The sequence below is a fragment of the Fundidesulfovibrio sp. genome, assembly GCF_058402725.1.
Genome location: NZ_JBZVFJ010000010.1, coordinates 1 through 25,175, shown reverse-complemented (window position 1 = coordinate 25,175; position 25,175 = coordinate 1). Strand labels below are relative to the sequence as shown.

Here is a 25,175-nt window from a genome sequence, read left to right as displayed (position 1 = left end):
CTCGTGTGTCAATCGGTCTTGTGCGCCCGGGCGCTCAGTTGGCGCCGCCCGAGAACGAGGCGCGCGCGGGCGGGTCGAAGGGCGAGCGCTTGATGGGGGCCTTGCCCAGGCTCTGCATCTCGTCGTCGTTCAGCTGGCGCACTGCGCCGGGCAGGTTGGGCCGCACCCAGGCGGTCTGCCCGGGCTTGTCCAGGGAGAGCTCCTTGCCCTCGGCGTCGCGCACGGTGACCACCGTGCCGGATTTGGTCTCGCGCAGGGCGTGCAGTTCGGAGTCCAGCTCGCCGTTGGGCTTGTACTTCACCCAGTGGTCGGTGACGGTGCCCCGGATGCCCACCACGGCCAGGGGGCTCTGGATCTTCAGGTTGTCCGGGTTCTGGGCCACCACCTTGCCGGTGACGTAGCGGAACATGCCCTTGCCCATGGCGATCACCTGTTTCGATTTGTCCTTGTCGGCCTCGTCGTAGGCGAAATCCTTGAGGGCCACCTGGGATTCGGGGCCCACGTCCAGTGAGGAGCCGTCTGCGAAGGCCAGGCGGACCTTGTCTCCGGCGGTTGGGGTGGTCACCACGTCCTGGGCGAAGAAAGGAGCTCCCTTGGCCAGCTTGCGGGGGGCTTCCTCACCCTGGCGGGCCTGGGCCTGCCCCTGGAGTTCCTCGACGGTTCCGGCAGGCGCGGGCGCGTTGGCCCGGACCGCCGCGAAGGCCAGGACGAGCGCCAGACATGTGAGAATAGCGAAATGTCGTGAACGTTTCATGGGGCGTCCTCGGGGTCGAGCAGGGAGCGGATGGACAGAAGCTCCCGTTCCACCATGGTTTTGAGCGCGTCGCGGCGTTCGCCTTCGGCCAACCTGCGGCGCGTTCCTTCAAGAGTCATGCCTTCCTCGTGCATGCAGCGCTGGATGGTCCGGATCAGGCGCAGGTGCTCCTCGGTGTAGAGCCGCTGCCCCTTGGGCGTGCGGATGGGCGCGAGCTGGGGGAACTCCGTCTCCCAATAGCGGAGCACGAAGGGCTTGAGCCCGACCAGTTCGGCGATCTGCCCGATCTTCCAGGTCTTGCTCCGGGGCGTGTCGCTCACCAGAAGTCCTCGCCCTCCTCCGCTGCGGGAGGCTGGGCAAGGCCCAGGACGCCGAGGGCGGCCAGCGCCTCGCGCCTGTCGAACGGCTTGTGCAGGTGCGTCCAGTGGGGGCCCGGCGCCAGGGCGTCCAGGGGCGGGGTGGAGAGCGACAGGCAGGTGGCCAGCACGAAGCCCGGGCGTTTCGCTCCGGCCTCGTCGTGGCGCGCCTGCACGGCGTTCAGGGTTTCCAAGCCGTCCATGCCGGGCATGAGGACATCGAGGAACACCACGTCGAAGGGCCGCCCCTCGTCCAGGGCGCGCCTGCAGGCCTCCACGGCCCCAAGACCGGAAAAGGCGTGCGACACCTCGCCCAGGGCGAGCAACACATGACGCAGGAAGGCGTGGGCCACCTCGTCGTCGTCCGTGATGAGAAAACGCGGCATAAAGTACGACATCCAGTTGTTTGCTGGCTGTCTACCAATATGGGGAGGCGATGGCAATGCTTGCGGGTTTCACGGAGCATCGACGTCGTGACCGGGCTGGCGCGCCCCCCCCTCTTGAATCATGGGCGCTTCCGGGCTAAGGCCTCTCATGGCCGTCGACTCCACGCTGTTTTTGTTCGTCTTCCTGCCCGTGCTCCTGGGGCTCTTCGCCCTGTGTCCGGCCCGGGGGCGCGAGACCCTGCTCCTGGGGGCGAGCCTTCTCTTCTACGCCCTCTCCGACGCCGCCTCCCTGCCGCTCTTCCTCGCCTCCATGGCCTTCAACATGCTCATGGGCCTGGCCATCTCCTGGGCCGGAGGCGGAGCGCGCAAGGCCCTGCTGGCCCTGGGCGTGGGGCTCGACCTGGCCTTCCTGGCCTGGGCCAAGTATCCCCTCTTCCTGGCGGCCCAGGTCCCGGGCCTGGAGGGTCTGCGCGTCCTGGCCCCGGCCTCCATGCCCCTGGGGGTCTCCTTTTTCACCTTCTCGGCCATCGCCTATCTGGTGGACGTGGCCGGACGCCGCCAGGACGCCCTGGCCGACCCCGTGCGCTTCGGCCTCTTCCTGGCCTTCTTCCCCAAGGTGGCCGCCGGTCCCATCGCACGCTGCCGCGACATGGCCCCCCATGCGCCGACCCTGGAGGGCCTGCGCGACGGCCTGACCCGCCTGGCCGTGGGCCTTGGCAAGAAGACCCTCGTGGCCGCCCCCCTGGGACGCCTGGCCGACCAGGCCTTCGCCCTGCCCTCGGCCGAGCTGGACATGGGCACGGCCTGGCTTGGCCTCCTGGCCTACTCCCTGCAGCTCTATTTCGACTTCTCCGGCTACACCGACATGGCCGTGGGCCTGGGCCGCCTCTTCGGCTACAATCTGCCGGAGAACTTCAACTACCCCTACACGGCCCAATCCGTACGGGAGTTCTGGCGGCGCTGGCACCTCACGCTCTCCACGTGGTTCCGCGACTACCTCTACATCCCTCTGGGCGGCGGGCGCGCGGCCCCGTGGAAGGTGCAGCGCAACCTGCTGATCGTCTTCACCCTCTGCGGCCTGTGGCACGGCGCGAGCTGGAGCTTCGTGGTCTGGGGCCTGTGGCACGGCCTTTTTCTGGCCCTGGAGCGCACCGGAGTCGGCAAGCGGCTGGACGCCCTGCCCCGGCCCGCGCGCCATGCCTACGCCCTGCTGGCCGTGGGCCTGGGCTGGGTGTTCTTCCGCGCCCCGGACTTCGCCCACGCCTGGGGCTACTTCCAGGCCCTGGCCTCCTTCAGCTTCCACGGCTGGGACTACACCTGGACCGTGCGCGTGAACCGCGAGACCCTGTGCATGCTGGTCGTGGGCGTCCTGGGCAGCACGCCCGCGCTCCCCTGGATCGGCGCGCGTCTCGGCCCCGCGCTGCCCCTCGCGCGGGGGCTGGCCGCCCCGGCGCTTCTGGCCCTGGCGCTTCTGGCCCTGGCGGCGGGCGCCCACACACCCTTCATCTACGCGCAGTTCTAGGCCATGAAACGCTTCTCCCTCATCGTGTGCTGCGCGTTGCTCCTGGCCCCTCTCGTCTGGCCCCAGGGCCTGGGGCTCCTGGGCCTTGGCGTCGCCCCCCGCGCGGCCGACGCCCCCGGCCCCTGGCCGCCCGCGCCCCTGGCCGTCACCGACTTCCAGGCCTGGGCCACGCGCACGGCCACGGCCTACGCCGACAACTTCCCCTTCCGCGAATCCATGATCCGCACCCTCAACCGCCTGCGCCTGGCCGTGTGGGGCGAATCGCCCATGCGCACGCTCATCCGGGGCCGCGAGGGCTGGTGGTTCTACAACGACGAGATGGCCCTGGAAGACTGGATGGGCGCGACCCGCTTCGATCCCCAGGAACTGGCCGACAACGTGCGCCTCCACCAGGAGCGGCGCGACTGGCTGGCGGCGCGCGGCATCGCCATGCTGGTGGTCATCGTGCCCAACAAGAAGACCGTCTACGGCGAATTCCTCCCCACCTCCCTGCGCAAGATGCGCGAGACCACCCGGCTCGACCAGCTCGCCCGGGCCATGGAGGAGGGCGGCGTCCCCTTCCTGGACCTGCGCCCCGCCATGCTGGGGGCCAAGGCCGTGCGCCAGGCCTACTGGAAGACCGACTCCCACTGGAACGAGTGGGGCGCGCTGGCCGGGTGTTCGGCCATCGTGGAGAAGCTGCGCGAGCGCTTCCCCGCCATGCCGCCCCTGGACCCGGCCGCCTACACGGCCGTGGCCGAGACCACGCCCGGCGGCGACCTGGCCGCCATGATGCTCCTGGAAAACCAGCTCCCCGAGGCCAACGTGCGCATGGTCCCCCACGCCCCGCACCGCGCCTACGACGCCCCCCCGCCCCCCTGGAAGGACCCCGCCGACCTCCCCGGCAGGCGGCGCATCGTCAAGGCAGTGGACGACAAGGCCCTGCCGCGCGCCCTCTTCTTCCGCGACTCCTTCGGCTCCCAGGCCATCCCCTTCCTGGCCGAACGCTTCCGGCGCTCCGTCTTCCTCTGGACTCACCGCTTCAATCCGGGCGTCGTGCTGGCCGAACGTCCCGACGTGGTGGTCTTCGAGGCCGCCGAGCGCTACCAGCACGCCGTCTTCTCCCCCGCCGAGGGCGACAGGCCCTGGTGATGCGTCTTCACAGTCCGTCCTGACGGATTGTCAAGGCAACCCGCCAAAAAAGCATTGATTTATTGTATTCGCCATCTGTTTTTCAAGGCCGCGCCTCCCGACTTTCGTCCCCGCGCCCCCTCCCGGCGGGGCGCCCAGGGCCAGCCGTCTTGCTGTTCGCTTGCGTCCTTTTGGTGAAGTTATCGTTGCGTTCCTGATTGCGACCTGCGAAGTCCGCAATGTGCGGTTTCCCTGGCCCTGAGAGCCCCCGGGCAACGGGGGAGAGGCGATGCCCTCAGCGCGACGCGTCTGTTTGGGGTTTCGGCGTGCTCTCTCTTTGGCGCTCGATATCATATAGAAATCTTTGGGAGTTTTTCCAGGAGGCTGCTTGCGCCTGAGGGAGCGTCACGCCTTTGGAGGGGGCCGCCTCAGGGTTGCCTTTTTACAAAAAAGGCATCATTCAGGGGCAGCGCCTGCCGAATCTCAAATTGTAAGGATACGCCCATGAAACTCTCGACCAAGCTTTATGCCGGGTTCTGCGCGCTCCTGGTGCTCACCGCAGGCATCGGCCTCTTCGGCATCCGCCAGATGCAGGCCATCGAAACCGAGACCGAATTGCTCGCCGGCGACTGGCTCCCCAGCATCGTCCGCCTGGGCAAGCTCAACGATCACGTGCAGTCCTACAGGCGCTACGAGCTTGTCTACATCCTCTCCACCAGCGAGAAGGAAATGGCCCACTACGAGGGGCTGCTCAAGGAGACCCTGGACAAGCTCAAAGTGGACCTGGCCGAATACGACAAGCTCATCACCGCCGACCAGCAGGACGAGCGCCGCCAGTTCGACCAGATGAAGGAAGCGTGGGCCAAGTATCTGGCCGTCTCGGAAAAGATCAAGAAAGTTGCTGCCATGAACCGGGACAAGGCCGTCGAGATGGCCACCGCCGACTCCGCGCGCCTGATCCAGGAGGTCGTGTCCATCCTGGCCCGGCTCATCACCGTCAACACCGAGGCGGGCGAAAAGAGCGCATCCACGGCCATGGACGCCTTCTTCTCCGGCCGCGCCCAGCTCATCGGGGCCATCCTGGCGGCCGTGGCCCTGGGCCTGGGGCTGGCCTTCTTCATCGCGCGAAACGTCCTGGGGCAGCTCGGCGAAGACCCGGGATATCTCCAGTCCGTGGCGGGCGACATCGCGGGCGGCAACCTCGACGTGTCCTTCCGCACCGTGCGCGGACAGGGCGGCGTCTACGCCGTGCTCATCAAGATGGTCGCCACCCTCAAGGAGAAGATAGCCGAGGCCGAGCAGAAATCGAAGGACGCCGCCCGGCAGGCCGAAGCCGCGCTCCAGGCCACCGCCCAGGCCGAGGAGGCCACGGCCCAGGCCGAACGCGCCAAGGCCGAAGGCATGCTCCAGGCCGCCGCGCGCCTGGAAGACGTGGCCGCCGTCATCTCCTCCGCCTCCGAGGAGCTTGCCGCCCAGGTGGAACAGTCCAGCCGGGGCGCGGAGGTCCAGGCCGGACGCGTGGGCGAAACCGCCACCTCCATGGAAGAGATGAACGCCACCGTGCTCGAGGTGGCCCGCAACGCCTCCCAGGCCGCAGAGACCGCCGACCGCGCCAAACGCCGCGCCCAGGACGGCGCGGGCATCGTGGGCGACGTGGTCCGCGAGATCGGCCAGATGGGACGCCAGGCCGAGGAACTCAAGAGCGACATGACCGCCCTGGGCGCCCAGGCCGACGCCATCGGCAAGATCATGAACGTGATCTCCGACATCGCCGACCAGACCAACCTCCTTGCGCTCAACGCCGCCATCGAGGCCGCCCGCGCCGGTGAGGCCGGAAGAGGCTTCGCCGTGGTGGCCGACGAGGTGCGCAAACTCGCAGAAAAAACCATGAGCGCCACCAAGGAAGTGGGCCAGGCCATCGGCGCGGTCCAGGACGGCACGCGCAAGAACATCGCCAACGTGGACCGCACCGTGGAACAGATCGGCAAGGCCACCGAACTCGCGGGAAAGTCCGGCGAGGCCCTCCAGAACATCGTCCAGCTCGTGGATCTCTCCACCGACCAGGTGCGCTCCATCGCCACGGCCTCGGAGCAGCAGTCCGCCGCCAGCGACGAGATCAACCGCGCCATCGAAGACGTGAGCCGCATCTCCCTGGAAACCTCGGAAGCCATGAACCAGTCCTCTCGCGCGGTGAACGAACTGGCCGATCAGGCCCAGGCCCTCGCCCGGCTCATCGTGGAACTCAAGTCCGAAGGCGGCGGAACCTCCGGAAAACTGCTCGCCGCCACACCGGCCCGCCAGAGCCTCCCACCGGCCAAACCCCGCGCGCTCAAAGCCTGAGCGCGTCACGGCAACAACGCACGGCGGCCGTCGGGGATGTCCCCGACGGCCGCTTTCGTTGGCGTGTGCAGAGGTTGCGGCGTGCGGGAGGCGCGGTTGGAGGAAGTGCCTCCGGCCCGCTCCGCTAGCGCCTGCGCCCTCAGGTTGTCTCTTGCGCTTCCAGGAAGTCCACGGCCTGGAGCATCTGCCAGAAGTCGTAGATGATGTAGTCCGGTTCCGCGCCGGAGAATTTTTTCCGGCCCTGATTGGAGGAGAAGAAGACGGTTTTCATGCCCATGCGGTGCGCGCCGAACACGTCGCGGTACATGTCGTTGCCCACGTAGAGCACTTCCTGCGGCGGGAGGCCGAGGGCGTCGAGGGCCAGTTGGAAGATGCGCGTGTCCGGCTTGCGGTAGCCAAGGTCGCCCGAGACGACGACGGGTTGGAAGTAGCCGCCAAGTCCTGCGGCGAGCATTTCGGGCACTGCCCAGGCGGACTGGGCGTCGGAGAGGGCGGCCAGGCGGTAGCGGGGGGCAAGCCCGTCCAGGACGTTTTTCACGCCGGGGTAGAGTTCCAGCCGGTTGCGGGAGATGCCCCGGTACATTTCTGCCAGGAACAGGGGCATCCAGCGGACCTTTTCCGGCGGCAGGGCGGCCAGGGCCTCGGGGCGGCGGTTGAGGTATTCGCGCCAGAGGTTCACGGCGTCGAATTCGGGGAATTCCTCGCCGCTGGCCCGGCGTTGTTCGTCCATGATGCGGTAGTATTCGTCACGCACTTCCCAGCGCGAGGCGCGGATGCCCTGGTAGGTGAGGAAGTGGCTGACGGCCCGGTAGATCTGCTCGTTGCCTTCGTCGGTGTTGATGTCCACGAGGGTTCCGTTGAGGTCGAAGACGATGGCTTTGAAGGTCATGGCAGGGCTCCGAGGATGGTTGTGGCGTGGCGGACGAGCTGCCAGCGGTAATCTGGATCGATCCAGGAGTTGCGGGCGATGCGCAGGAGGGTGATGCCCATGTAGAAGGGGATGCGCCGGGTGATGGAGTGGAAGGCGGCGCGGCGGTCCGGGAAGTGGCAGCAGTATTCCCAGAGGAAGTGGCCGATGAAGGGTTCGGCCAGGGCGGGGTCGCCCAGGCCCCGGTGGAAGAAGTGGGCCAGTTCGCCGCAGAGGCGTCCCAGGTCGAAGGCGCGGTCGGCCCAGAGCATGCGTTCCAGGTCGATGGCCAGGACGTCGAGCCCTTGGCCGAAGAGGAAGTTGGAAGGCGTGGCGTCGCCGTGGCAGAGGACGGCGCGGTCTTCGCGCATGATGTCGCGGCGTCGCCAGTCTTCGCGCAGGCTCCAGAGCGCGTGGGAGCGGTCGTGCCCCATGCCCCGCTTGTGGACGAGCGAGTCGACGAGGCGGCCCATGTAGGCGTGGGCGTGGTCGAAGTCCACATACCAGTCGCCTGCGGTGCGGTTGTGCAGGCTGGCCAGGAACCAGGCCAGGGCGGTGAGTTTGCGCAGCAGTCGGGCGCGGCGTCCCTGGTGCACGGCGTCCTCGATCACTTGGCAGAGCCTGTCGCCGTGCAGCCATTCCATGACGAGCACGTTGCCCAGGCGGTGTTCGAAGCCCAGGGGGCGCACCACGTAGTGCGGGGCGGCGTGGAAGCCCAGGGAGCGCAGGTGGACGAGGTTGCGGAACTCGGTCTCGCCGGGGCTGGGCCAGGCGGGGCGGCCGGGCTTGGGCGGGTAGAACTTGCAGACCACGCGCGGGCCGTGGTGCACCTCCTCGTAGAGGTAGACGTCTCGCGAGCAGTCGGACTGGAAGACGCGGAAACAGGCGTCCGCGCGCCAGGCCCCGAGTTGGGGGAGGATGTGGTCGCGCAGGTAGGGGTGGAGGGGGTCGCCGTGGTCGAGGCGGCCCAGTCGCCGGATGTTCATCGTGCGCTCCGCGCTGCGTTGGATGCTTCAGAGCGCCTGATGGCGTTCCGGCTCCGGTATGACACGTTGCCGGGCGGTTGTCATGAGATCGTAACAATTGGGGGGGCGGGAGAGGGGGGAAGCGAAGCTCCGCGGGGATCGGGAGGCGATGCCGTCCGGCCCGGCGTCGGTCCGGCCGGACGGCGGGTTTGCAGGGCGGGATCAGTCCACGCGGACGTGTTCGCTCTTGGAGACGGCCTCGGCCTTGATGCGGTTGAGGGCCTCCAGGAGCATGGGGTGGACGTTCTCGCGGAAGTCTCCCGCCACGATGATGTAGAGCAGGTCGTCTCCGGGCTGGAAGGTCCCGGAGAGGGCCTTGGCCTCCACGGCGAAGATGCCGGGGCGGGTGGAGAGTTCGGCGCAGATGGCGTCGATCTTCTGCTGGTCGGGGTGGACTTCCAGGCGGGTGACGGGGGCGGAGTCGGCGCGGCGGGTGGCGCGCACCACGCCGTTGTGCACGAGCACCATGCCCACGTTCTCGGTGAAGCCCGGGCGTTTCTTGAGTTCTGCGATGGCTTTGGAGATGTCCATGAAGTCCTCCTCGCGGATGGGGTGATCGGGTGGCGGGCTCGGGCGCGGCTAGGCGCGCACCGCGCGCATGGCCTCGATGGCCAGGGCCAGGAAGTCGTCCAGGGGCAGGCCCGCCTTGTCGCACTCCAGGATGATTTCGCGGCGGACGTTGCGGGCGAAGGCCTTGTCCTTCATCTTCTTCTTCACGCTCTTGGGCTCCAGGCCGTCGTAGCCGGTGGGGCGCATGAGGGCTGCGGCGTGGACGATGCCGGTGACGGTTTCGCCGCAACGCAGGGCGTAGTCGAGCGTCGCGGCGGGCTGGCGGCCGTTCATCTCGGCGTTGTGGGCGGCGATGGCGGCCACGGCGGCGGGGTCCAGCCTGCCTTCCAGCAGGGCGGCGGCGTCCAGGCCGTGGCGTTCGGGGGCGTCCTTGGTGGTGGGGAAGTCCAGGTCGTGGAGCAGTCCGGTGACGCCCCAGAGTTCGGCGTCCTGCCCCAGGCGTTGGGCCATGGCGCGCAGCACGGCCTCGGTCTGGAGGGCGTGGAGCGTCATGTGGGGTTCCGGCGTCAGGGATTCGAGCAGTTCCAGGGCGTCTTTTCGCGTCATGGCGGTTCTCCTGAGGACGATGCTCTGGTATGCAGGCGTGACCCTGCCGCCACGGCGGGGTCACGAGGGCGGCATCGCGGTCGCCCAGCATACGGGAAGATGCTCCGGCAGGCCAGCCCCGGCGCCTTGGCGCTCGCGGGCAGGACGAACGATCAACGCAAGGAGGCGCGCATGGATTCACCGAGGACGGTCTTTCCCGACATCATCACTTCCCGCCTGGAGGACCTGTGGGCGGCGCCCCTGCCCGGCGAGGAGGCCCCGCAGTATTTCGACGCCCTGCGCCAGCTCGAGGAGAAGGCCCTGGAGCTGGCCCCGGCGGAGCGGCGCGCGGAGCTTCAGGCCCTGATCACGGAGATGTCCGGGCTGTCGGAACGGGTGCGCCACCTCTACGTGCGCTTCGCCTACATCCAGGGGCTGCAGGACGGCGGCAAGCTGCGCGAGGTGCTGGGCAGCCCGGCCCGGTAGGGGACGGCCCGGCGCGGGGCGCCCGCCCGGCAGGCGGCTCGTGCTGCGTCCTCAAAACCAGTGCCTTCGGATTGCCAGGGGAGGCAGCCAAAGCCATTGATTTGATTTTGAAAAACATACTCGTGTTTTTCAAGATCGCGACACTAGGCCGGGGGGCGCAGGGCGTCCAGGTCGGCGCGGATGGCCGCAGCCACCTTGTCCGCGAAGGCCATGGCCACCTTCTGGGCGTCCTCCAGGGAGGCGAACTTGTCCTTGAGGGCGCGCTGTCCCACCTGGACCTTCCAGCCCGGCGGGGTGAGGCGATCGTAGACCACGGTCACCAGCAGGGCCTTGCCCAGGCTCATGTAGTAGGTGGCGTCGTCGTGCTTGGTCCATTCGGGGGCCATGGCTGCTCCTTGGGCGGCGGTTGACGTCGTGCTAGCACGGCGGGGCGCGAGGGGAAATCCCCCAGGCCCTATGTGGAGAGAGCCCGGGAGAGGGCGTTGGCGAAGCGCGTCAGGTCGGCGTCGTTGACGTGCAGGTGCGGGGCCACGCGCAGCGTCGCGCCCCGGGGCGACACGTGCACGCCCTCGCGGGCCATGGCCGCCGCCACGGGCGCGGCCTTGCCGTGGGCCAGGCGCAGGCCCAGCAGGTGCGGGGCGCGCTCGGCAGCCGGGGTGGGCGTGAGCCCGAAGGCCTGGCCGGTCAGGGCCAGGCGGCGGGTGACCCCCGCAAGGGTCGCGGCGATCTCGGCCACGCCCCACTCCCTGATGAGCCCCAGGGACGCCGCCGCCATGGGCATGAGGATGAAGTTGCTGGCCTCGCCCACGTCGTAGCGGCGCGCGCCGGGGCGGTAGGCGTCGCGGTATTCCGTGAGGCGCGAGAAGTCTTCCGATCCTTCGCGGTTGAGCCAGTTCTCCTCCAGGGGCTCTCCTTCCCTCCATTGGGGGGCCACCCAGCAGAAGCTCGCGCCGTAGGGGCCCAGCAGCCACTTGTGACCGCTGGCGGCCAGGAAATCCGGCCGCGCGGCGGCCATGTCGAAGGGCATGGCACCCAGGGACTGGGTGGCGTCCACCACCAGGAGCGCGCCCACGCGGTCGCAGGCGGCGCGCACGGCGGCAAGATCGAATACCGTGCCGTCGATCCAGTGGCAGTGCGGCAGGGCCACCAGCCCGATCTCGGGCGTGATGTGGGCCGCCACGGCTTCGCTCCACGCGCCCTCGGCGGGGCGGGGAACGGCGCGCACGCGGCCCGGTGCCATCTTGAGCCAGGGGTAGACGTTGGAAGGGAACTGCTCGTCCAGGAGGAGCACGTGGCGTCCGGCGTCCAGGGGCAGGTTCCTGGCGGCCAGGGCTATGGCGTAGGACACGGCCGGGACGGCGGCCACGCCGTCGGCGTCGGCCCCGAGCACGGCGGCGAAGGCCTCGCGCGCGGCCTCCAGGCCGGAGAAGAAGAGGTCCGTCGTCATGGCCCAGGGGGAGCGCTTGGCCTCCATGGCGGCGCGTCCGGCCTCAAGGGCGGGCTGGGGCAGGGGCGAGGTGTAGGCGCAGTTGAGGTAACAGACGTTCTCGGGCACGCCGAAAAGCTGGCGCTGGCAGGGAATCATGAGGCCTCCTGGCTGGTTCGGTGGGGGGAGGATACCCGGTTGGGGGGCGCTGCGCAATTCGCCTGCCCCTCGTATCTTTCCTCATGGCGGTACGATCCGCGAAGAACCGCCGCCCTGACGCCTCACTCCCGCTGTCCCGACAAATCGGCGCGTGTCGGCCGGAGAGCTCTGATCCATGGAATGCCGAGCCGATCCAGACGCAGTCGAGCCGGTTTGACAGCAGGAGAGGGGTTTTATAGTGATTGATACGACTTTAAAAGTGATTCACACGAACAAGGAGGGGGTGACAATGCGATTTCTCACTGCGACGTGTTTGTTTGTGTTCACGGTTTTCTTCTGCTCCGCTTCATACGCATTCGACTGCGGCAAGCTGGACTTCGGTGCAAAGCTCAGTGATCTGGATGATGGAAACTTTGTTCTGTATAAGCAGCTTGATGGCGTGTCGTATTACAATTATGTCGGAAGTTGCCGCCTGCAGGTGCATCAGAACACGTGCCCTGCAATTTCTTACGCATTTGTCGACGGCAGGTATTACGCCATGATCATTAAGATGTTCGGAAGATATAAAAAAGATGTCTTGAATGATGTGAAGGCTGCTTATGGGCATGAGATCAAAGTGAATAAATCAAAGGGCTGGACGGAGTATCGCTGCAAGGTGTCCGAGGACGTCGAGCTGAAGATCAAGTGCAACGACAAGACCCGTGAAGTGAGAAGCGCGGCCTACAGTGTGAAGTTGCGGGAACAGCTTGCCAGGAATCTGAAGAATGACCCGGTGGATCTGGCCAAGTAGCCTGTGGCCGGGCGTTCCTCAACGTTGTGGGAACCCCCGGGGAGGTGGGTGGCGGTCCGCCCGGCGACGGGCGGCCTCCAGGCCGGGGAAGAAGAGGTCCGGCGTCATGGCCCAGGGGGAGCGCTTGGCCTCCATGGCGGCGCGTCCGGCCTCAAGGGCGGGCTGGGGCAGAGGCGGGGTGTAGGCGCAGTGCAGGTGGCAGACGTTCTCGGGCACGCCGAAAAGCTGGCGCTGGCAGGGAATCATAAGGCTTCCTGGGTGGCTCGGTGGGGGCAGGATACCCGGTTGGGGCGCTGCGCAATTCGTCGGCCCCTCGTATCGTTCCTCATGGCCGTACGTTTCGTGAAGAACCGCCGCCAGCTCGCGACACTTCTGCTGTTCCGACAAATCGGAGCGTGGCAGCATGATAGTTCTGATGCATGGAACGCCGAGTCGATCCAAATGCAGCCGAGCCGGTTTGACAGCGCGAGGGGCGTTTTATAGTGATCAATAAGAGTTCAAAAGAGATGCACACGAAAAGGAGGGGGATGCCAATGCGAATTCTCACTGCAACGTGTTCGTTTGTGTTCGCTGTGTTCTTCTGCACCGCTTCGTACGCATTCGACTGCGGAAAGCTGGACTTCGGAGCAAAGCTCAGTGATCTGGATGACGGGAATTTTATCCTGTACAAGCAGCTCGATGGCGTCTCGTACTACAATTATGTAGGTCATTGCCGCCTTCAGGTGCATCAGAACGCTTGCCCTGCAATCTCTTACGCATTTGTTGACGGAAAATATTACGCCAGGATCATCAAGGTGTTCGGAAGGGACAAGGAAGAGGTGCTGAGCGGTATGAAGGCGGCTTTTGGCCAGCAGATCAAAGTGAAGAAATCAGGGGACTGGACGGAGTATCGCTGCAACATGTCCGAGGACGTCGAACTGAAGATCAAGTGCAACGACAAGACCCATGAAGTGAGGAGTGCGGCCTACAGTGTGAAGTTGCGGGAGCAGCTTGCCAGGAACCTGAAGAATGACCCGGTGAAGCTGGCCAAATAGGCCGTGCCCGGGCCGTCCTCAACGTACGGACCCATCCCCCGGGAAGGGGGTCGAGGCCGCCCGTCGCCGGGCGGCCCTCAGCGTGATGCCAAACCCGGAAGACGGGGTTTGGCAGAGCCGCCCTGCTCCAGACTGCGCTCCGCGCAGGGCTGCTGAAAAAGCCGCAAAGCCGGCTTCGTCAGCAGCCACAGGCCGCCCGTCGTCGGGCGGCCTTTTTTGTTGCGCGTTCCCTCGCCCCTCCTAGAGGATGGGCAGGTATTTCTCCAGCTCCCATTCGGTGATCTGGGTGCGGTAGCGGTCCCACTCGTCGTACTTGTAGTCCACCAGGGCGGCGTGCAGGTGGTCGCCCAGGACCTCCTTCATGAGCGTGGAGCGCTCCAGGTTGCCCACGGCCTCCAGGAGCGAGCCGGGCAGGGAGGCGATGCCGTGCTTGCGCATCTCCTTCTCCGACATGTGGAAGATGTTGTCCTCCACGGGCTTGGCCAGTTTGTACCCGGCCTCGATGCCCTTGAGGCCGGCGCCCAGCATCACGGCCAGGGCCAGGTAGGGGTTGGCGGCCGGGTCGGGGCTGCGCAGCTCGATGCGCGTGGCCGACTCCTTGCCGGGCTTGTACATGGGCACGCGGATGAGCGCCGAGCGGTTGCGCTGCGCCCAGGCGATGTACACCGGGGCCTCGTAGCCGGGCACCAGGCGCTTGTAGGAGTTCACCCACTGGTTGGTGACGCAGGTGAACTCCGGCGCGTGCTTGAGAAGCCCCGCGATGTAGGCCTGGGCCTCCACCGAGAGGTGGTTGGGCGAGGAGGCGTCGTAGAAGGCGTTGCGCGAGCCCTTGAAGAGCGACTGGTGCACGTGCATGCCCGAGCCGTTCTCGCCGTAGAGGGGCTTGGGCATGAAGGTGGCGTAGCAGCCGTGCTTGCGGGCCACTTCCTTGACCACCACCCGGTAGGTGATGGCCGTGTCGGCCATGGCCAGGGCCTCGTTGTAGCGCAGGTCGATCTCGTGCTGGGAGGGGGCCACCTCGTGGTGGGAGTACTCCACCGCGATGCCCATGGACTCCAGGGCGAAGATGATGTCGCGGCGAACGTCGTTGGCCAGGTCCAGGGGCGGGGCGTCGAAGTAGCCGCCCTTGTCCAGGATGCGGGGCTCGCTGGAGTTGGCGAAGAGGAAGAACTCCAGCTCCGGCCCCACGAAGAAGGTGTAGCCCATGTCCGAGGCCTTGCCGAGCATGCGCTTGAGCACGTGGCGCGAGTCGGCCGCGAAGGGGGTGCCGTCGGGGTTGCGCACGTCGCAGAAGAGGCGGGCGACGGGGCGGTCGGAGGGACGCCAGGCCACCAGCTGGAAGGTGGTGGGGTCGGGGAAGGCCACCATGTCGGATTCGTGGATCTTTGTGAACCCGGTGATGGACGAGCCGTCGAAGCCCATGCCCTCGTCGAAGGCGCTTTCGAGTTCGCGCGGGGTGATCTGGAAGCTTTTGAGCATCCCCAGGATGTCGATGAACCAGAACTGCACGAAGGAGACGTTGTAATCCTTGACGGCCTTGAGCACGTCGTCGGCGTTTTTGCACTTGAACACAGCCATGGATGGCCTCCTTGAGTGGGTCGGTCGCTTCTGCGGGCCGATCGGCAACGCTACCAACATCAGGGGCCTGCTTCAAGACCCATGAGGCCCCGGAAGCGCAGCCTCTGGGACCGGCGCGGCGCCTGGGCGGCGGCGTTGGAAGATTGTCCTTGTTTTCTAACGATATGGACAGATTCCCGCCGGGCGTGGCATCAGAAGAGTTGCGTTCCAACCACCGCAAAGGCCGCGCGAACGCGGCGGAGGCGTCCATGAAAGTCCAGGAAGTGATGCGCAAGCCCCGGCTCACCATGCCGCCCGATACCGATTTCCAGACCATCCTCTGCACGTATTGCAGCGACCAGGTCTTCCGGGTGATCTTCGTGGTGGATTCCGGCAACAGGCTCCTGGGGGTGATCAGCGACTACGGTTTCCTCAAGCAGGTGCTGCCGTCCTACTTCGACTCCACCCTCATGCGCGCTCTGGCCGACGACGAGCACCTGGCCCGGACCCTCGCAGAATCCAACAGTCACAAGGCCGCCCGCGACCTGATGAACGTGGAGTTCGGCTGGCTGCGCCCCGACGACACCCTCCTGGAGGCCAGCGCCCTTGTCCGCGAGCGCCACGTCAACGCCCTGCCCGTGCTGGACGCCGACGGCGTGCTCCTGGGCGTGGTGACGCGCCGCGACATCCTCACCTTCCTCGGAAAAAGCTGCGGCTGCCCGGTTCCCCAGGCGGGCTGACGCGCGCGGACCGCCCGGGGAGCGCCGTCCCGATCCCCTCCGCCGGCCCCGGCGGTCCGTCCTTTCATCCGTAACCGTCGTTTTGAGCCTCCCGTCCTGCGCCGGGGACCTGGCCCGTCCGCCGCGTCCGAGGCGCGGCAAGGCGCGCGGGGGACGCGCGAACGGCCCGGAGACGATCCTCTCCATGGGCGACGCGGCAAGGGGCGCATGAAGGTCGCCCCGACGGACGCCCCCACGGACGCGGACGTGTCGCATTGACGAGGAGCCACCGTTTTCACTAGACCCTCGTCATGAACGGTTCCAAGCAACTGACGCTTTCCGTCGTCATCCCGGCGCACAACGAGGAGATGAACCTGGCGGGGAGCTTGCGGCCCCTCTGGGAACGCCTGGATGCGGCGGGGATCTCCTACGAAATCGTGGTGGTCAACGACAACAGCACCGACGGCACGGGGCGCATCCTCTCCCGGCTGGCCGAGGAGAACCCCCGCATCCGGCCCGTCCAGCGCAACCCGCCCAGGGGGTTCGGCCGGGCCATCCGGGCCGGCCTGGACGCCGCGGGCGGCGAGGTGGTGGTCATCTACATGGCCGACGCCTCGGACGACCCGGAGGACGTGGTGCGTTATCACCAGGAAATCTGCAACGGGTACGACTGCGTGTTCGGTTCGCGCTTCATCAAGGGAGCGCGCGCCAGCAACTATCCCCGGTTGAAGCTCGCGGTGAACCGTATCGTGAACTTCGGGCTGCGCGTTCTCTTCTGGACTCGCTTCAACGACCTGACAAACTCCTTCAAGGCCTATCGGTCTCATGTGCTGCGCGCATGCGGACCCTATCGGGCCAGTCATTTCAACATCACCATCGAACTGTCGCTCTCCGCGCTCATCCGCGACTACAACATCCTCCAGATGCCCATCTCGTGGCAGGGGCGCACCTGGGGCAGCTCCAACCTGCACCTCAAGGAGATGGGGCGGCGTTACCTCTCCACGCTCATCAAGATCTATTTCGAGAAAATCCTCATCCGCGACGACCTTATCGCCGAGAAGGTCGCGGGACGCCAGACCGGCTGGTCGCCGGGCAGCGTGGAGGCCCGCCTGGACACCCTGGAGCGGGCCGTGCGCGAACTGCGCCGGGAGCGCGACGAGGCCCCGCGATGACGCTCCGGGGGCTGCTCCTGGCGTCGGCGTTGCTGGCCTGCCTGGCCCTGGCCTCGCTCGGAGCGGATCGGACGCGGCACGCCTGGGCATCGGCCCAGGGGGCCGATGCCCAGGCCCGCGCGCTGGTGACCCGGGGCGCCGACCTGCTGGCGGCCGGACAGGCGTCCCAGGCCAGGGAACTCTTCGGCCTTGCGGCGCGCGCCGGGCTGCCCGACGCCCAGAACGCCTACGGGCGCATGATCCTGGATGGCCTGGGTGGCTCCTCAGATCCCACCGAGGCCCAGAAATGGCTCCTGAAAGCCGCCCAGGCGGGCAATGGCCCGGCGCAGGCCTGCATCGCGAACCTGTACCTGGAAGGCAGGGGGCTGCCTCAGGATGCGGCCTGGGCACTTTATTGGGCCAGCCTGGCCCTGACCGGCGACGAACTCGCCCCCCGGGAGCGGGAGCAGGCGGGGAAGGTCGCGGCCCTGGCCCGCCAGAAGACGCCTCCGGCCCTTCGGGAACGCATCGAGGCCTCCGTCGCGAAAGGCCCCGGACAGTGACTGCCGCACGGGAAGAACCCGCGCGGACCCTGCTGCCGGGGGTGATCCTCGCCCTGGCCGTCCTGGCCGCACTGGGCCTTCGCCTGTGGCGTCTGGACGTGCCCGGCTTGTGGTGGGACGAGATGGTCACGCTGTTGCGGGCAGCGCTGGAGCCGGAGCAGATCTGGCGCGCCCTGGCCACGCAGTCGCCCTCCGACGCCCAGGTGGACCTCTTCCCGCCCCTGTACCATGTGCTGCTGCGCGTCACGGCGGGTCCCTGGCCCGACCCTGCCCGGGCCAAGCTCTTGAGCGTCGTTTTCGGCGTGCTGTGCGTCCCGGCCGTCTTCATCCTGGCCCGCCGGACCCTGGGGACCTGGACGGGGGTGCTCGCCGCCTGGATGCTGGCCCTGAACCTCTTCCAGATCCACTACGCGCGCGAAGTGCGTCCCTACACGCTCTTCCTGCTCCTCTCGTGCCTGTCCATGGCCGCCTTCGCGGAGGGGCTGCGGACCGGGAAGATCCGGTTCTGGGCGGCGCACGCCCTGGCTTCCGTCCTTCTGTGCTACACGTCCTACATGGCGTCCTCCTGCCTCATGGCCCAGGGAGCGGTCCTGGCCGGTTGGGGCGTGTGGCGGCTTGCGCGGGGGGGCGCTCCCCGCCGGGAGACCCTGGGCGTCCTGACCAGGGGGGGGCTGAGCTTCGCCGTGGTGGGCCTGGCCTACCTGCCCTGGCTGCCCGCCCACCTCTTCAATTTCGCCATCATCCAGGACCCGACGGCCGTGAAGCGGCTGGACCTGGGCCAGCTCTGGTCTTTCGTCGACATTCTTTTCGCGCACGAAAACGCGGGGACATTCCGGGCCGCGCCGGGCGTTCTGATCCTGGCTCTGGCAGGAGCCTGGACAGCCCGCAGGGGCCATGGCGCGCTCCTGTGGCTTTGGGGCCTCTGGGCGCTGCTCCCCGTGGTCATGACCCTGCTGGTCAAGACGCGCATGGACCTGCATCCGCGATACTTCTTCAGCTTGCAGATCGTTCTGATGCTCCTTGCGGCCCAAGGCCTGGACCGGCTTTGCGGGCTGGCGGCGGCCCGGGCCGGGGAGTGGGCCGGTCCCGCGCGCGCCGCTCTGGGGCTCCTGGGCGTGCTCGCGCTCAGCGCGCCGCTGATGGAACCCTATCCGCGGTACGTGCGCAACGAAATCTCGGGATACCGCGAAGCCGCCCTGGAGATGGCCGAGAACGGGCTGGGGCTCCAGGCGGCCGCCTTCGACTCGGGGGCGCAACGCGCCGTGATGCGCCCGTACCTGAAGAACCGCTTCGACTTCCTGGACCGCTACGCGGGCGGATCGCCCAGGGTCTGGTGGGTGGCAACATCCGATGCCGGTCCATTCCCCGGGGCAGTCCCCTGGGGTCCGCTGGACGCCCTGGCCCAGGGCACTCGCCTGTCGCGGGTCCGCCTGGTCAACCAGGCCCCTCTGATCCCGGACGCCCGGGGCTGGCGCGCCGACTTCAGCGGCCCGGCGCTCTACCGCGACTGCCTTGCCCTGGACAACGTGGCCCCCAGGCCTCGCGAGGGGCGGCTGGGACTCCTGGACCCGCACAAGCCGGGCGAGGCCGCCTGGCAGGTGCTGCTCCCGCAGGGCGCCGGGGCGCGCCTGACCCTGGAGGCCGTGGCCCAGCCGCACTTCCCGGGATGGCCGGACGCCTCGCTGGAAGTGGCCGTGGCCAGGCCCGGGGAGCCGTGGCGCAGGCTTGCGCTGCTCGCCGGTCCGGACTTCGTGGATCAGGGGGCTCCGGCCGTGCCCAGGCCCCGCGAGGAACAACGCCTGGGCCTGGACCTGGACGTTCCGAAGGATGTCGTCGACGCACCGGAGGGCTTTCTGGTGAAGGTCCGCTTCGAGCCGGGCACGCGCGACGGACTCCTGGAGGTGTCCGGTCTCGGCCTGCAGGTCACCGGCGCAGCCGGGGGCGTTCCGGAGGGCTCCGAACTGGTCCTGCGCCGCCTGGACCACGTGGCCCGCCGCGTCGCCGTGCTGCCCTGGGACGAGAAGGCGCCGCTCCACAACGCCATGACGCTGCACGCCTTCACGACGGACCCCGCGCTGGCCGGGAAGCGCCCGGGGCTGGAAGGGCCGGACCGGCTCGCCCGGTTGCGCGCCCTCCATCCGGACCTGGAACCCTCGCTGGCGCTGGAGGACGCCCAGGGCAGGCCCTGCGTCCTGCTGTTCGATCCGTGCCTGGCCGACCCCTTCCTGACGGTCCCGGCCTCGGGGGAGGCCCTCTTTTCCCTGGACAGCCTCCCCCTGGTCCCCGGCGGCGTGGCCCTGCAGGGCCCCCTGGACAGGCCCCGCCTCCGGTTGGGCGGCAAGCCCTTTCCCGCGCCCTTCGTCGCGCCGGAGGGCGCGACCTTGTACCTCCAGCCCGGCGGGGAAGGGCGTCTCGTGTTCCGGCCGGACGTGAACCGCCTGCCCGGAAAGCTCGCGGAACTGGCCCACTCCGGGCAGGGCCTCGCCCCCGCGCGCGGCGAGCCCGGCCTGACCTGCGCCGGGGAGATGTCCTGCTTCGCGGTATTCCGTTTCGAATCGGAGTATCCGTTCACCTGGATCGCCCTGTCGCAGGTTGTCGGCCTGGGCGACGACCCGGAGCGGGTCAATGCCGTGCGCGTCAGCTGGTCCACCGACGGGACGGTCTACCATCCTCTGGACGAAGCGCGCTCCCGGGGATTCGGCGCGCTGCGCGGCCGGTCCTCGCGCACGGGCAAGGCGCGCCTTCCGGCCCCCTCCCGGCAGGTCACCCTGCGCCTGGAGCTCTCCGGCGACGGCGCTTCCCTGGTTGCAGACCCCGAACGCCCCGTACGCGTGGAGATGGGCATGGATTGCAGGGACTTCGCCCCTCCGGCCTTGGAGACCTCCCCCTGGGCGGCGCGCCGGGAGGACGAGGGAGTCGCTCCCGTGCGCATGGCTCTCACCAGCGCCCCGTGGGATTTTCAGGATCGTCTCCGTCGCAAGGATTGGGATATGGATCGCCTGCGCTCCGCGCCGTGAGGGCGCGGGCAACGAGAAGGCCCCCCTCCCGAGGGGGAGAGGGGCCGAAAGCGGTTCGCGCATGAGGCGCGTTCCGGAAGCGTTGCCTGTTGGTTTTCTTGTTGCCTGGGTCCGGGGCCTGGCCGAAAACCGAGCCGGACATCATCAGACTTCTGTTTCACCCGGGGCATTTCTGGGGGCTGCGCTCCCGGATGGCTTCTCGCCCGGCTCTCCCGGGGCCATGAGCGCCCCTTTGGAAGTTGGTTTCCCGGTTGCCTTGGTCCGAAGCCTTTCACGTTACGCCGCGCGGGGGAGCTTTCCGGTCTGCTCCTGTCCTTCCGGGGCATTTCGCCGTCCGGGCAGGGCGTTCGTTCTCCGCGCGGTCCGTCGGGCCTTGCGGCCCAGCGAGGGATTTCTTCTTGGGGCGTTCCGCCGATTCGGTCCGCCGGGTCTTCGCTGTCTCCTCGCTCGTGAGAAACAATGTAAGCATGTCTTTGCAGGGCGCAAGGGGGGGGTGCGAATAATTCCGACGGGCTCGACGAGGCCAGCGGGTGGCACTCCCGCCGCGTGGGCGGGCCAGGGGGCCGGCGAGCGGGCTCGGGAGGGGGCGCGGGAGAAGGACCGCCGACTCCGGGCCGGGGGCTTTCGGCGAGCGCGCCAGACGAGCCCGCCCACTCGGGGGGCCGCGTCCGGGCGCGACGAACGCGAAACGCCCGCATCCCCTGGGGGACGCGGGCGTTATTCCCTTGCGGCCGGACGGGTCTAGACGACCTTGTTCAGCGAGTATTCGATGATGCCCTCGGCCCCGGCGTCCTTGAGCCTGGGGATGAGGTCGCGCACCACGGCCTCGGCCACCACGATCTCGACGGAGAGCCAGTCCGAGTCCAGCAGGTGGGACACCGTGGGCGAGTTGAGGCTGGGCAGCTGGGAGAGCACGGCGTCCTTGGCGGCAGCCGGCACGTTCATCTTGAGGCCCACGAGCTTTTCGGCCCGCAGCGCGCCCTGGAGCATCATGATCATGTTCTCGATCTTGCGGCGCTTCCAGGGGTCGGCCCAGGCTTCCTTGTTGGCGATGAACTGGGTGTTGGTGACGAGCACCTCGGCGATGATGCGCAGGCCGTGGGCCTTGATGGTGGTGCCCGTCTCCGTGACCTCCACGATGGCGTCGGCCAGGCCTTCCACCACCTTGGCCTCGGTGGCGCCCCAGGAGAACTCCACGTCCACCTTCACGCCGGCCTGCTCGAAGTAGCGCTTGGTGTAGCCCACCAGCTCGGTGGCGATGCGCTTGCCCTGGAGGTCTTCGGGGCGGCGGTAGGGGGCGTCTCCGGCCACGGCCAGCACCCAGCGCGCCGGGCGCGAGCTGACCTTGGAATAGATGAGGTCCGTGACCACCACCACGTCGGACTGGTTCTCCAGGATCCAGTCCTTGCCGGTGAGGCCGCAGTCCATGAGCCCGGATTCCACGTAGCGGCTCATCTCCTGGGCGCGGCACATGGAGCAGGTGATCTCGTCGTCGTCGATCTCGGGGAAGTAGTTGCGGTGATGCTCCTTGATCTTCCAGCCGGATTTCTCGAAAAGCTTGATGGTGGCATCCTGGAGCGATCCCTTGGGGATGCCCAGTTTCAGTTTGGGTGCGCTCATGGCGGTCTCCTGTCGTGTCCCGGCGTCCCGGATTCTTTGCATCGAAAGGCGTGGACGGGCTTGGTAGCCCGCTTTGACACGCTTGGCAAGCGGCGGTCCGGTGACGGGAACGGGGTCCGTTCAGGCCGCGTGGGCGGGCGGGCCGCAGACGCGGTTGCGCCCGGCCTGCTTGGCGTCGGCAAGCCTGCGTCCGGCCAGCTGGAGCAGGGAGTCCAGGTCGTTGCCGGTCTCGGCGGACCCGGCCACGCCGAAACTTGCGGTGATGTGCAGGGGGGCGGCGCTTCCCGCGTCGAAGGCAGTGCCCTCCAGGAGCAGCCTGAGCTTCTCCACGGCCAGCTGGGCGCTCTCCGGCCCGGTGTCGGCCAGGAGCATCACGAAGGCGTCGCCCTCGTAGCGGGCCACGGCGTCGGCCTTGCGCAGGTTTGCGGCCAGCAGGGCGGCGACCCCCTGGAGCACGGCGTCCCCCGCCGCGTGGCCCGAAAGCCCGTTGACCTCCACGAAGCGGTCCAGGTCGGCCATGGCCAGGGAGAAGGCCCGGCCGGAGCGCCGGGCGCGCTCGGCCTCCCGGGCGGCCAGACGGGTGAACTCCCGGCGGTTGGGCAGGCCCGTGAGCTCGTCGGTGACGGCCAGGCGGGCCAGCTCCCCCGCGCGTTCGCCCACGCGCTCCTCCAGCAGGGCGTGGGCCCGGGCCAGCCTGGCCGCCTCCCGCCCGCGCCGGGCCAGGAGCAGGCAGAGGGCCGCGATCAGGGCGGCCTCCAGGACTGTCACGGCCGCGATGATGGCCGTCTCCCCGGGGTAGCGCCTGTAGAAAGGCGGCTCATCGAACAGGACGCGCGACCCGGCCGGGAGGGCGCTGGCCGGAATGCCCCAGCGGTCCAGGGCGCGGCGGTCGAAGGTCGGCGGGTCCGGCACCGAGGGCAGGGCCGGGGGGGCGCCCCGGGCTGCGGAGAGGGCCTCGTCCACGGCCAGGGAGGCCATGCGCCGCGGGCTGACCAGGTAGCCTCCCGCGATGCCCCGGCCCATGAGCGTTTCGTGGAAGGTGAAGACCGGGGCGCTGGAGGCCGCCGCAAGGCGCTCCACGGCGTCTCCGGTCGCGCTGCCGGGGCTGTCGGACGGGGTGAGGGTGTAGAGCACGGCCGAGCCCGGCGGCAGGTTCGCGGCGCGCCGGGCCGTCTCCTCCACGCTGAGCCCGGCGGCCACCTCCACCTCCAGGGTCGGTTTGCGGGCCGTCAGGGCGGCCAGGGCCAGGTCGAGCGTCACGCGGCCCTGGCCCTCGGCGTCCCCGATGGCGAGCACGCGTCCGGTCCGGGGGGCCACGGCCAGGATCAGGCGGGCCGTGGCCTGGATCCAGGGCTCGTTGTCGAGCGCCGAGCGGACGTTTGCCACCTTGTGGTCCTGCCCCGGGGTGGCGAGGAGCACCACCGGCGCATCCTTGAAGATGTCCCGGCCGTGGCGCTCCAGGAAACGCAGGGCGTCGGGGGACTCGGCCACCACGGCGTCGGGCGGGGCGGTCGCGTGGCGGGCGGCCAGGAGGTCGCGCAGGGCCTTTTCCTGGGCGGGGGTGGAGAAGCGCATCCGGTCCAGGGGCTCGATGGCGAGTTCCAGCGCGGCCCCGTGGCGGGCCTTGGCGTCCGCCAGACCGGCCAGGAACTCGCGGGCCCAGGGCAGCGTCGGCTCGCAGGCCAGGAGCACCGCCACGCGCCGGGTCTCGGCGGCCGGGGCCTGACCCTGCCCCGCCAGGAGCAGGGCCAGGGCCAGCAGGAGCGCGCGCCGCCAGATGCGCGACAAGCAGCGCGGCGTCGCGCCTTGATGGGGGGCGTCCGGCCGGAGCGGAGGATGACGGCGGGTCATGGCGGCTCCTTGTCCGTGGGGCGGCGGCCCGATCCGTACGCCTAGGATCCCTGCTCCTCGCCCAGTTCGTTGAGGAAGAACTCGTCTTCGGTCCAGCCCTCGCGCACCTTCACGAACAGCTCCAGGTGCACGGGGCCGCCCATGAGTTCGATGAGGTCCTGCCTGGCCTTGCTGCCCACGTCCTTGAGCACCTTGCCGCCCTTGCCGATGACCATGCCCTTGTGGCGGTCGCGGGAGACGTAGATCACGGCGTTGATGCGCGCGCCCTTGGGGGTGTCCTGCCAATGTTCTATGGCTACTGCCGTATTGTAGGGCAGTTCCTGGGAGAGGGCCAGGAAAAGCTTCTCGCGGATGATCTCCGAGGCCAGAAAGCGCATGGGGGCGGTGGTCAGCTCGTCCTCGGGGTAGAGGGAGTCGCCTTCGGGGAGGCGGGCGGTCATCACGGCCAGGAGCTGGTCGAGCCCCTTTTCCTTGAGCGCGGAGACGGGCACGATCTCGGCCCCGGGCCAGGCCTGGCCCAGGCGGGCCATCACGGGGAGCATGTTCTTCACGTCGGCCAGGGCGTCCAGTTTGTTGAGGGCCACGATCACCGGCAGGCCGGAGCGCTCCACGGGGCGCGAGAGGAGCTTGATGTCCTTTTCCAGGAGATCGGGCTTCTGCAGGTAGAAGGGGCAGTCCAGCACCAGGACGATGGCCTGGGCCTGGGCCAGGGCCTGCCAGGCGGCCTCCACGATGCGCGAGTTGAGGCGAGAGCCGCGTGGCACGTGCACGCCGGGGGTGTCGATGAGCACGATCTGGGCGTCTTCCAGCGTGAGGATGCCCGCCAGCTGGTTGCGCGTGGTCTGGGGCTTGGGGCTGACGATGGCCAGCTTCTGGCCCAGCAGGGCGTTGAGCAGGGTGGATTTCCCCGCGTTGGGGGGGCCCAGAAGGGCGATGTGGCCGAAGCGGTGGGCGCTCAAGGATGGCCTCCGGTTGGGTTGTTCGTGTTCGGCGGGGCTGACGCCCCTTGCCTTCCCTCTTGACGATGGCTATAGCCGCCCTGTCATGACGAAAGACCTCATCATTGTCGAGTCCCCGGCCAAGGTGAAGACCATCAAGAAGTTCCTGGGCGACAAGTATGTCGTGGAGGCCTCCGTGGGCCACGTCCGGGATCTGCCCCAGAAAAAGCTCGGCGTGGACGAGGCCAACGGCTTCGAACCGCAGTACGGAGTGATTCCGGGCAAACAGAAGGTGGTCGACCAGCTGGCCAAGGCCGCCGCCAAGGCGGGCACCGTCTTCCTGGCCCCCGACCCGGACCGTGAAGGCGA

The 25,175-nt window shown here is 68.3% G+C and carries 25 protein-coding genes; 11 read left to right on the top strand and 14 right to left on the bottom strand.

The window, feature by feature from the left end; genetic code table 11:
- Window positions 1-34: 34 nt before the first annotated feature.
- Genes ACV4UX_RS02750 through ACV4UX_RS02740 form a run of 3 tightly spaced genes read right to left on the bottom strand, consistent with a single transcriptional unit; the run spans window position 35 to window position 1,496 of the window.
- The gene (locus tag ACV4UX_RS02750) at window positions 35-754 is read right to left on the bottom strand and encodes a FecR family protein (RefSeq protein ID WP_491591802.1); all 720 of its coding nucleotides are present in this window, start codon (window positions 752-754) and stop codon (window positions 35-37) included.
- Window positions 751-1,074: a MerR family transcriptional regulator gene (locus ACV4UX_RS02745; protein ID WP_491591801.1), complete on the bottom strand. Its 324-nt coding sequence runs from the start codon at window positions 1,072-1,074 to the stop codon at window positions 751-753. The genes ACV4UX_RS02750 and ACV4UX_RS02745 overlap by 4 nt, the downstream gene beginning before the upstream one ends.
- Window positions 1,071-1,496, bottom strand: a complete 426-nt coding sequence (locus ACV4UX_RS02740; RefSeq protein WP_491591800.1) for a response regulator — start codon at window positions 1,494-1,496, stop codon at window positions 1,071-1,073. The genes ACV4UX_RS02745 and ACV4UX_RS02740 overlap by 4 nt, the downstream gene beginning before the upstream one ends.
- A 148-nt stretch (window positions 1,497-1,644) precedes the next feature.
- Between ACV4UX_RS02740 and ACV4UX_RS02735 the strand changes: the two genes are divergently transcribed.
- The 3 genes from ACV4UX_RS02735 to ACV4UX_RS02725 all read left to right on the top strand — a co-directional run bounded on the left by ACV4UX_RS02735 (window position 1,645) and on the right by ACV4UX_RS02725 (window position 6,468).
- Window positions 1,645-3,018, top strand: coding sequence for an MBOAT family O-acyltransferase (locus tag ACV4UX_RS02735; RefSeq protein WP_491591799.1), 1,374 nt, complete (start codon window positions 1,645-1,647; stop codon window positions 3,016-3,018).
- A 3-nt stretch (window positions 3,019-3,021) separates the two neighbouring features.
- Window positions 3,022-4,149: an alginate O-acetyltransferase AlgX-related protein gene (locus ACV4UX_RS02730; RefSeq protein WP_491591798.1), complete on the top strand. Its 1,128-nt coding sequence runs from the start codon at window positions 3,022-3,024 to the stop codon at window positions 4,147-4,149.
- A 483-nt stretch (window positions 4,150-4,632) separates the two neighbouring features.
- Entirely contained in the window at window positions 4,633-6,468 is a 1,836-nt protein-coding gene (locus ACV4UX_RS02725; protein ID WP_491591797.1) for a methyl-accepting chemotaxis protein, read from the top strand.
- 139 nt (window positions 6,469-6,607) lie between these two features.
- Here the strand turns inward: ACV4UX_RS02725 and ACV4UX_RS02720 are convergent, their stop codons facing one another.
- The 4 genes from ACV4UX_RS02720 to ACV4UX_RS02705 form a co-directional block, all read right to left on the bottom strand.
- Entirely contained in the window at window positions 6,608-7,357 is a 750-nt protein-coding gene (locus ACV4UX_RS02720; protein ID WP_491591796.1) for an HAD family hydrolase, read from the bottom strand.
- The gene (locus ACV4UX_RS02715; protein WP_491591795.1) at window positions 7,354-8,361 is read right to left on the bottom strand and encodes a phosphotransferase family protein; all 1,008 of its coding nucleotides are present in this window, start codon (window positions 8,359-8,361) and stop codon (window positions 7,354-7,356) included. The genes ACV4UX_RS02720 and ACV4UX_RS02715 overlap by 4 nt, the downstream gene beginning before the upstream one ends.
- A 201-nt stretch (window positions 8,362-8,562) precedes the next feature.
- Window positions 8,563-8,931: a molybdenum cofactor biosynthesis protein MoaE gene (locus ACV4UX_RS02710; protein ID WP_491591794.1), complete on the bottom strand. Its 369-nt coding sequence runs from the start codon at window positions 8,929-8,931 to the stop codon at window positions 8,563-8,565.
- A gap of 48 nt (window positions 8,932-8,979) precedes the next feature.
- Entirely contained in the window at window positions 8,980-9,516 is a 537-nt protein-coding gene (locus ACV4UX_RS02705) for an HD domain-containing protein (RefSeq protein ID WP_491591793.1), read from the bottom strand.
- Between the two features lie 171 nt (window positions 9,517-9,687).
- On the opposite strand from ACV4UX_RS02705, the gene ACV4UX_RS02700 reads away from it, so the two are divergent.
- Complete coding sequence (locus ACV4UX_RS02700; RefSeq protein ID WP_491591792.1) at window positions 9,688-9,981, top strand: hypothetical protein; 294 nt, start codon at window positions 9,688-9,690, stop codon at window positions 9,979-9,981.
- 143 nt (window positions 9,982-10,124) lie between these two features.
- Here ACV4UX_RS02700 and ACV4UX_RS02695 read toward each other — a convergent pair whose 3' ends face one another.
- On the bottom strand, window positions 10,125-10,367 hold the full coding sequence (locus tag ACV4UX_RS02695; RefSeq protein WP_491591791.1) for a hypothetical protein: 243 nt from the start codon (window positions 10,365-10,367) through the stop codon (window positions 10,125-10,127).
- Between the two features lie 68 nt (window positions 10,368-10,435).
- Complete coding sequence (locus ACV4UX_RS02690) at window positions 10,436-11,566, bottom strand: aminotransferase class V-fold PLP-dependent enzyme (RefSeq protein ID WP_491591790.1); 1,131 nt, start codon at window positions 11,564-11,566, stop codon at window positions 10,436-10,438.
- A gap of 289 nt (window positions 11,567-11,855) precedes the next feature.
- On the opposite strand from ACV4UX_RS02690, the gene ACV4UX_RS02685 reads away from it, so the two are divergent.
- Window positions 11,856-12,356: a hypothetical protein gene (locus tag ACV4UX_RS02685; RefSeq protein ID WP_491591789.1), complete on the top strand. Its 501-nt coding sequence runs from the start codon at window positions 11,856-11,858 to the stop codon at window positions 12,354-12,356.
- Between the two features lie 18 nt (window positions 12,357-12,374).
- On the opposite strand, the gene ACV4UX_RS02680 is transcribed toward ACV4UX_RS02685, so the two are convergent.
- Entirely contained in the window at window positions 12,375-12,602 is a 228-nt protein-coding gene (locus ACV4UX_RS02680; RefSeq protein ID WP_491591788.1) for a hypothetical protein, read from the bottom strand.
- Window positions 12,603-12,889: 287 nt separating this feature from the next.
- On the opposite strand from ACV4UX_RS02680, the gene ACV4UX_RS02675 reads away from it, so the two are divergent.
- Window positions 12,890-13,390, top strand: a complete 501-nt coding sequence (locus ACV4UX_RS02675; protein ID WP_491591787.1) for a hypothetical protein — start codon at window positions 12,890-12,892, stop codon at window positions 13,388-13,390.
- Between the two features lie 240 nt (window positions 13,391-13,630).
- Here ACV4UX_RS02675 and ACV4UX_RS02670 read toward each other — a convergent pair whose 3' ends face one another.
- Entirely contained in the window at window positions 13,631-14,968 is a 1,338-nt protein-coding gene (locus ACV4UX_RS02670; protein WP_173086153.1) for a glutamine synthetase family protein, read from the bottom strand.
- Window positions 14,969-15,216: 248 nt separating this feature from the next.
- On the opposite strand from ACV4UX_RS02670, the gene ACV4UX_RS02665 reads away from it, so the two are divergent.
- The 4 genes from ACV4UX_RS02665 to ACV4UX_RS02650 all read left to right on the top strand — a co-directional run bounded on the left by ACV4UX_RS02665 (window position 15,217) and on the right by ACV4UX_RS02650 (window position 20,397).
- Window positions 15,217-15,687: a CBS domain-containing protein gene (locus ACV4UX_RS02665; protein WP_491591786.1), complete on the top strand. Its 471-nt coding sequence runs from the start codon at window positions 15,217-15,219 to the stop codon at window positions 15,685-15,687.
- 290 nt (window positions 15,688-15,977) lie between these two features.
- Window positions 15,978-16,838, top strand: coding sequence for a glycosyltransferase family 2 protein (locus ACV4UX_RS02660; protein ID WP_491591785.1), 861 nt, complete (start codon window positions 15,978-15,980; stop codon window positions 16,836-16,838).
- Window positions 16,835-17,380 (top strand): tetratricopeptide repeat protein, encoded by a 546-nt coding sequence (locus ACV4UX_RS02655; protein ID WP_491591784.1) that lies wholly within the window; start codon window positions 16,835-16,837, stop codon window positions 17,378-17,380. The genes ACV4UX_RS02660 and ACV4UX_RS02655 overlap by 4 nt, the downstream gene beginning before the upstream one ends.
- Window positions 17,377-20,397 (top strand): glycosyltransferase family 39 protein, encoded by a 3,021-nt coding sequence (locus tag ACV4UX_RS02650; RefSeq protein ID WP_491591783.1) that lies wholly within the window; start codon window positions 17,377-17,379, stop codon window positions 20,395-20,397. The genes ACV4UX_RS02655 and ACV4UX_RS02650 overlap by 4 nt, the downstream gene beginning before the upstream one ends.
- A gap of 741 nt (window positions 20,398-21,138) precedes the next feature.
- On the opposite strand, the gene hisG is transcribed toward ACV4UX_RS02650, so the two are convergent.
- From hisG to era, 3 genes are all read right to left on the bottom strand, one after another.
- Window positions 21,139-22,017 (bottom strand): ATP phosphoribosyltransferase, encoded by an 879-nt coding sequence (gene hisG / locus ACV4UX_RS02645; protein WP_491591782.1) that lies wholly within the window; start codon window positions 22,015-22,017, stop codon window positions 21,139-21,141.
- Between the two features lie 120 nt (window positions 22,018-22,137).
- Window positions 22,138-23,805, bottom strand: a complete 1,668-nt coding sequence (locus ACV4UX_RS02640) for a GGDEF domain-containing protein (protein ID WP_491591781.1) — start codon at window positions 23,803-23,805, stop codon at window positions 22,138-22,140.
- A 104-nt stretch (window positions 23,806-23,909) separates the two neighbouring features.
- Window positions 23,910-24,827, bottom strand: a complete 918-nt coding sequence (gene era, locus ACV4UX_RS02635) for a GTPase Era (protein WP_491591780.1) — start codon at window positions 24,825-24,827, stop codon at window positions 23,910-23,912.
- Window positions 24,828-24,912: 85 nt separating this feature from the next.
- Between era and ACV4UX_RS02630 the strand changes: the two genes are divergently transcribed.
- Window positions 24,913-25,175, top strand: a 263-nt coding sequence (locus ACV4UX_RS02630; RefSeq protein WP_491591779.1) for a toprim domain-containing protein, incomplete at its 3' end; no start/stop codon positions are given.

Excerpts from the sequence above, each read along its gene's own strand:
- ACV4UX_RS02690 (WP_491591790.1), bottom strand. The coding sequence starts at position 11,566 with ATGATTCCCTGCCAGCGCCAGCTTTTCGGCGTGCCCGAGAACGTCTGT.
- ACV4UX_RS02710 (WP_491591794.1), bottom strand. The coding sequence starts at position 8,931 with ATGGACATCTCCAAAGCCATCGCAGAACTCAAGAAACGCCCGGGCTTC.
- ACV4UX_RS02750 (WP_491591802.1), bottom strand. The coding sequence starts at position 754 with ATGAAACGTTCACGACATTTCGCTATTCTCACATGTCTGGCGCTCGTC.
- ACV4UX_RS02685 (WP_491591789.1), top strand. The coding sequence starts at position 11,856 with ATGCGATTTCTCACTGCGACGTGTTTGTTTGTGTTCACGGTTTTCTTC.
- ACV4UX_RS02715 (WP_491591795.1), bottom strand. The coding sequence starts at position 8,361 with ATGAACATCCGGCGACTGGGCCGCCTCGACCACGGCGACCCCCTCCAC.
- ACV4UX_RS02725 (WP_491591797.1), top strand. The coding sequence starts at position 4,633 with ATGAAACTCTCGACCAAGCTTTATGCCGGGTTCTGCGCGCTCCTGGTG.
- ACV4UX_RS02705 (WP_491591793.1), bottom strand. The coding sequence starts at position 9,516 with ATGACGCGAAAAGACGCCCTGGAACTGCTCGAATCCCTGACGCCGGAA.
- ACV4UX_RS02735 (WP_491591799.1), top strand. The coding sequence starts at position 1,645 with ATGGCCGTCGACTCCACGCTGTTTTTGTTCGTCTTCCTGCCCGTGCTC.
- ACV4UX_RS02740 (WP_491591800.1), bottom strand. The coding sequence starts at position 1,496 with ATGCCGCGTTTTCTCATCACGGACGACGACGAGGTGGCCCACGCCTTC.
- ACV4UX_RS02665 (WP_491591786.1), top strand. The coding sequence starts at position 15,217 with ATGAAAGTCCAGGAAGTGATGCGCAAGCCCCGGCTCACCATGCCGCCC.
- ACV4UX_RS02695 (WP_491591791.1), bottom strand. The coding sequence starts at position 10,367 with ATGGCCCCCGAATGGACCAAGCACGACGACGCCACCTACTACATGAGC.
- ACV4UX_RS02700 (WP_491591792.1), top strand. The coding sequence starts at position 9,688 with ATGGATTCACCGAGGACGGTCTTTCCCGACATCATCACTTCCCGCCTG.
- ACV4UX_RS02660 (WP_491591785.1), top strand. The coding sequence starts at position 15,978 with ATGAACGGTTCCAAGCAACTGACGCTTTCCGTCGTCATCCCGGCGCAC.
- hisG (WP_491591782.1), bottom strand. The coding sequence starts at position 22,017 with ATGAGCGCACCCAAACTGAAACTGGGCATCCCCAAGGGATCGCTCCAG.
- ACV4UX_RS02675 (WP_491591787.1), top strand. The coding sequence starts at position 12,890 with ATGCGAATTCTCACTGCAACGTGTTCGTTTGTGTTCGCTGTGTTCTTC.
- ACV4UX_RS02655 (WP_491591784.1), top strand. The coding sequence starts at position 16,835 with ATGACGCTCCGGGGGCTGCTCCTGGCGTCGGCGTTGCTGGCCTGCCTG.
- ACV4UX_RS02670 (WP_173086153.1), bottom strand. The coding sequence starts at position 14,968 with ATGGCTGTGTTCAAGTGCAAAAACGCCGACGACGTGCTCAAGGCCGTC.
- ACV4UX_RS02720 (WP_491591796.1), bottom strand. The coding sequence starts at position 7,357 with ATGACCTTCAAAGCCATCGTCTTCGACCTCAACGGAACCCTCGTGGAC.
- ACV4UX_RS02730 (WP_491591798.1), top strand. The coding sequence starts at position 3,022 with ATGAAACGCTTCTCCCTCATCGTGTGCTGCGCGTTGCTCCTGGCCCCT.
- ACV4UX_RS02680 (WP_491591788.1), bottom strand. The coding sequence starts at position 12,602 with ATGATTCCCTGCCAGCGCCAGCTTTTCGGCGTGCCCGAGAACGTCTGC.